We start from the raw sequence: 5,327 nt of genomic DNA, 5'->3' as shown, positions 1-5,327 counted from the left end.
AGCCGCAACGCGTTTCAGGTGGCGGTGCAGTACTACATGTTTCTCAGGCAGGGCTTCGATGGCTACCGGCGCATCATGCAGCACACGCTCGATAACGCGATCGCGTTGCGCGGGGTGCTGGTGGAGAGCGGCTATTTCACGATGATGAACGAATCGCAGCGAATTCCGGTGGTCGCGGTGACACTCGACAGCAAGATCAAGAAGTTCAACGAATTCGACGTGTCGAATAAGGTGCGCGAGAAAGGCTGGGTGCTTGCCGCCTATTCGATGCCGCCGAACGCGGAAACGGTGAATAGCCTCAGAGTCGTGGTGAGGCCGCACGTGAACCGCAATGTCGCGATGCTGCTCGCCAACGATATCGTGACCGCATGCAAATACCTCGAGCAACATGGCGGCAACGCGGCGCCGCCCGAGTTGCATGCGCACGCATCGGGGCGGGCCACGCCGACCAAATGCTGATACCGATGCAGCGAGCGGCGCGCGCGCCGCTTTGGAACGGATCGAAGCACATCATGCGTCACGACAATTGTGCTTCGATCTCCGCCTTGTCGATCACCGACCACACCTGCGCGATCTTCTCGCCGCGAAACCTGTAGAACACGTTCTCCGCGAACGTGATCCGTTTGCCGCCCACAGGCAGGCCCAGAAAAGCGTGACTCGGTGTGCAATCGAAGCGCAGACGGCTCGCGACGAATGGCGCCTCGATCGTGAGCAGCTCGATATCAAAGTGCAGGTCAGGGATCTCGCGGACGTCGCGCTCGAGCATCTCGCGATAGCCCGACACCCCCAGCGGCCGGCCGTTGTGCTGAACGTCGTCGGCGACGAACTGGCCGAGCGATGTCCAGTCGCGCCGGTTCAGGCAATCCAGGTAATGCCGGTAGATCGTGCGCAGGTCCGGCGGATTCATCAAAGCCTCCATGTCGGGCGACGCAACAGGGCGCGCATGATTGCTCAGCCCCGCGTCGTTGCGATGACATGCAAGCGGCCGGCCTGCGGTCCCGGTTGTTCGGCGCGGCGACAACCGCCCTGGTTAGCACGGTGATAGCGTAGCTGAAACTCCGCATACGGCGGCGATGCGGCAACTCCCATAGTATCTCGACGAAGTGGCGGCTAGCTGATCGAAAGCGATTCGAAAGGCGACGCCGGGCCCATCGAATTGCCCGAAGCGGACAGCGCAGGCAAGATAGCGTGAACGCCGCGTGGGCGGCGAATGTGCGAATCAGCGAATCCATTCTTCGAGGGCAATCAGATGGCGCATTTCGACTACGCGCGCGAGGACACCGGCAATCTCGTGCTGCTCGAGCATGTCAATCTCACGATACCGGACCAGCGTCTTGCAACGGCGTTCTATGTCAGCGGGCTTGGGCTCACGCGCGATCCATATCTGATGACCGGCGTAACCAACATGTGGATCAATGTCGGCCGTTCGCAGATTCATCTGCCGCATGGCGACGCGCAGCGTCTTCGCGGACATGTCGGGCTGCGGGTGGGCGAGCGAGCGGCGCTGATCGAACGGCTGCGCGCGGTTCAGCCGTTGCTCGAAGCAAGCCGTTTCGGCTGGACCGAGCGAGCCGATCGCGTCGAAGTGACCTGCCCGTGGGGCAATCGCTATGACTGCCTCGATCGCGCTGCGAGCGCGCCGGGCGATCGCTGGTCCGGCATCGATCTCGGCATCGTGTATGTGCAGCTCGACGTTCCGGTGGGCTGCACGATGGCCATCGCGGCGTTCTACCGCGAGATCTTCGATGCGTGCGTCGAGGTGCGCGAGCGCAATGGTTCGCTGCAAGCGGCGGTCGCACTCGGTGGCCATCAGCAGCTCATCTACGTGGAAACGCCCGATGCAAGCCAGCCATACGATGGGCATCACATCCAGATCTATGTGGCCGACTTCTCCGGACCTTATGCGCGTCTTGCCGCGCGCGGGCTGACTTATGGCGAGGAGAAGCATCAGTATCGTTTCGCCGATATCGTCGATCCTGCGAGCGGCGCGCGTTGCTTCACGCTCGAACATGAGGTGCGCAGTTTGCGTCATCCGCTTTACGCGCGGCCGCTGGTGAATCGCAATGCGGATGTGACGAACCGCAACTATCGGACGAACGGCGAGAAGTTCAGCGGCGCGTTCTGATCGACGAGCGGTTTTATACCGTTGCTCGCCATTCGTCGATCGGCGCGAAGCGCTGCTTTTCGGCCGGGCTCTCTGCAAACACAGTACTTGAAATTCGTTCGGCGCCGACCTATTTTATTTTCGGCTCGGCAGTCGCGGTGCACGCGCTGCGTGTTCCAGCAACGGCTGGCCGCGAGTCTCTTCGACGGCTTTCCAGCGAGCATTCGCGCCGCGGGTTCCGGCGGGTTTGCGCGCATCGGCATCGGCAACACCGACGGCTTCATCTGAAGCTCGTTTGCGCGGCCTCGAAGTGCGGACGAACTGACCCGGCGCATTCGCCACGACGACAGGAGAAAACGGGTGGCGGCGTTGCACCGCCGCATCCGCCATCTTTGCGGTGGTGTGGCGTCAGCGCCATCGTGAATATGCGGTTCTCGTAGAAGACGTGAAGGAGGATGCGATGAACACCGATCCAAAAAAATGGAACCCTTTCAAGTTTCTTCGCAGCCCGGCGCGCAAGTCCGAGGCGGACAGCGCGCCGGCGAGCGAGCAGTGGCGTGCGGCGTGGGCTGATATTTCGCGGCTTTTGCCACGCGATTCCTGGCGCGCGGTCGAGGAGTTTTTTCACGATCCGTTCGCGGGTCGCGGGGCGCTCGAACGATGGTTCGGCGATTTCAGTTCCTCGCAGTTCCAACCGCGCATCGACGTGGTCGACGAAGGCAAGGTGTTACGCGTGACCGTGGAGCTGCCGGGCATGGAGCGCGACGATCTGACCGTGAGTGTCGAGGATGGTGCGCTCGTATTGCGCGGCGAAAAAAAGCAGGACGTCCACAGCGAGGAGGACGGTTGCTACCGGCTCGAACGTGCATACGGAACCTTTGTGCGTGCGATCCCGATGCCGGAGGAGGCAGACCCGGATCGCGCGCTGGCCAGATTCGACAGGGGCGTGCTGACTTTGACGGTACCGAAACAGGAGCGGCCACGAGCCGCCAGCCGGACCATCGAGATCGGCTAGTGCGGGCGGCATCGGCTTCTCCGGCAGCGTTTGCCTTCCTCCATGTGACTTGTGCTGTCCATTTCGCTCAACGCGCGTACCAACGAAATCCAAGCCGCACTTAACTACTTCCATGGAAACCAGGTCACAACGGATTGTGGCGGTCGCGTCGCATCGACCGACGCGATACGCCGAGGCCGCAAGAAGGCCGCGCGCACGTGGCGGCGGTCGGGGATCGGGTTTCGCGCGCGATCACTCCAGCGAGCCGCGATATCAGACTTGCTTGCTGCTTCGATGTTATCGGGCCAATGAGAGAGGGAATGGCAGCGCAACCGCGGCGCAACGGCGGCGCAACGGCAGGCGTACAGCGCCGGGCGCAAGCACGCCGTACTCGTTGCAGCGTTACATCGGTGGGGCGACGCCGTCCTTTTCGACAACGACGAATTTGCCGTCGTAGCTGCCGGCGCTCTTCGAAGTGGCCACGACGAACACCTTCTTGCCGGTTGTGAGATCAGCGCGGGTTGCCGGAATCAGCGTGACGACCGGTACGTTCGCCGGCACGGTAATCGTGCTGGTGCCGCCCTTGTATGACAGTTTGAGATCACGTCCGCTGGTGCCTTGCACGACAGTATCCACGTTGGCATTGGTCATCGTGCTGTTCGTGCCCAAATCCCACGCGTAGTGGCCTTCGCCAGTACCACGCGCGGCTTCCGGGAAGACCAGCACTTCCTTTGCTGTGAGCTTGCCATCGGGACCGGGCATGGCGGCCGCACCGACGTAAGAGCCCGGCTTGATATCGGATAGCTCGATTGCCTTTACAGCGTTCAGACCCGACGACTCCTGCATGTCGATGGTCACGGTGTCGCCACTGCGCCGATGCACTTTGAGGGTGCTGCCACCGAATGACACGATCTCGCCGCGGATTCGTTCGGGCTTGCCGGCGGAGGATTGGGCGAATGCTGCGCCGGCGAACGCCAGCGCGACGAAGGAAACGGCTAACTTGATACGGGTGGACATGGTTGCTCCGAGAGAGGGGGACGTGAAAAGATATCTGCGACGTGTGGTTCAGGATCCACCGAACCAGTTGTAGCCCTGGTTTTCCCAATAGCCGCCGGAAAATTCGTTGGTGACGGTGATGGCGACGATGTGCTTCGGGTTCTTGTAGCCGAGTTTGGTGGGCATGCGCAGCTTCATGGGGAAGCCGTACTTCGCGGGCAGGACGCTGCCGTCATAGGTCAGCGTGAGCAGCGTTTGCGGATGCAGCGCCGTCGGCATGTCGATACTCGTCCAGTAGTTGTCGGCGCAGTGGAGCGCGACGTATTGTGCGGTTGTATCGGCGCCGGCCAGCGACAGAAAGTCGGCGAAGCGCACGCCGCCCCATTTGCCGATTGCGCTCCAGCCTTCGATGCAGATGTGCCGCGTCACCTGGCTGTGCTGCGGCAACGCATGCAGTTCGTCGAGCGTCCAGGCGCGCTTACCGTTGACGAGACCGCTGAGTTCGAGGCGGTAGCTGCTTGCGTCGACTTCGGGCACCTGGTCGATGTCATAGTAAGCATTGAACGGAAATGGCCGCGTGATCATCGATTCAGGATACGTTGGAGCCAGCTTGCGCGGGTCGAACAGCAAGGCTTGCGCGCCATCGTTGAATGAGGACATTCTTCGCAGCATGGTGTTGACCGTTTTGTCGTTCGTCAGATCGCAGCCCGACAGCAGCGCAAGTCCGCCCAGGGTCAGGATTCGCTTGCCAAACAGGCGGCGCGCAGACGATTGCAGTTCCTTTTCCGCGTCCTTGATGATCGATGCGGCGTCGAGCCGCGGTACCGATTTCGATGAAGTCATGGTTAGCGGCCCCGGATTATCGTGAGCAAAGATCGCGGCACCAGCGCAATCATCAGCACGTGTATCGCGAAGAAGGCGACCAGCACGCTCATCGCGACGAAGTGGACGATGCGCGCGTTGTCGAAGCCTCCCATCAACATGCGCAGCAGCGGCAACTGAACCGGCTTCCAGATCGCCAGACCTGATAACACCACGAGCACGATGTCGGCGATCACGACGAGATAGGCGAACCTTTGCACCGCATTGTATTGGCTGAGATCGCCATGACCGAGCTTGCCGCGCAGCGCGGCAACGAGGTCGGTGAGAATCGCGCGAAGGCCGAGCGGAAAGAGTTTTTTACGCAGGCGTCCCGTGGTAACGCTCAGGATCAGATAGGCGGCAAAGTTTGCG

6 protein-coding genes and 1 pseudogene are annotated in these 5,327 nt (G+C 61.5%); 3 read left to right on the top strand and 4 right to left on the bottom strand.

Annotated features, from left to right (window positions below; translation table 11 throughout):
• Positions 1-459 (top strand): annotated as a pseudogene (locus tag VGH68_RS25685) (glutamate decarboxylase); the annotation flags it as partial.
• Between the two features lie 58 nt (positions 460-517).
• Here the strand turns inward: VGH68_RS25685 and VGH68_RS25680 are convergent.
• Positions 518-907: an ester cyclase gene (locus VGH68_RS25680; protein WP_331606524.1), complete on the bottom strand. Its 390-nt coding sequence runs from the start codon at positions 905-907 to the stop codon at positions 518-520.
• Between the two features lie 303 nt (positions 908-1,210).
• Between VGH68_RS25680 and VGH68_RS25675 the strand changes: the two genes are divergently transcribed.
• Together VGH68_RS25675 and VGH68_RS25670 are read left to right on the top strand one after the other, a co-directional pair.
• Positions 1,211-2,125, top strand: a complete 915-nt coding sequence (locus VGH68_RS25675; protein WP_331606523.1) for a VOC family protein — start codon at positions 1,211-1,213, stop codon at positions 2,123-2,125.
• A gap of 439 nt (positions 2,126-2,564) precedes the next feature.
• Positions 2,565-3,119 (top strand): Hsp20/alpha crystallin family protein, encoded by a 555-nt coding sequence (locus VGH68_RS25670; RefSeq protein WP_331606522.1) that lies wholly within the window; start codon positions 2,565-2,567, stop codon positions 3,117-3,119.
• Positions 3,120-3,500: 381 nt separating this feature from the next.
• Here VGH68_RS25670 and VGH68_RS25665 read toward each other — a convergent pair whose 3' ends face one another.
• The 3 genes from VGH68_RS25665 to VGH68_RS25655 all read right to left on the bottom strand — a co-directional run.
• The gene (locus VGH68_RS25665; protein WP_331606521.1) at positions 3,501-4,115 is read right to left on the bottom strand and encodes a hypothetical protein; all 615 of its coding nucleotides are present in this window, start codon (positions 4,113-4,115) and stop codon (positions 3,501-3,503) included.
• Positions 4,116-4,163: 48 nt separating this feature from the next.
• Entirely contained in the window at positions 4,164-4,937 is a 774-nt protein-coding gene (locus VGH68_RS25660; RefSeq protein ID WP_331606520.1) for a molybdopterin-dependent oxidoreductase, read from the bottom strand.
• Between the two features lie 2 nt (positions 4,938-4,939).
• A partial coding sequence (locus VGH68_RS25655) for a cytochrome b/b6 domain-containing protein (RefSeq protein ID WP_331606519.1) occupies positions 4,940-5,327 on the bottom strand: 388 nt, incomplete at its 5' end.

The sequence above is a fragment of the Paraburkholderia sp. genome, assembly GCF_036488505.1.
Taxonomy (GTDB): domain Bacteria; phylum Pseudomonadota; class Gammaproteobacteria; order Burkholderiales; family Burkholderiaceae; genus Paraburkholderia.
This window is presented reverse-complemented; position numbering and strand designations above follow the sequence as displayed.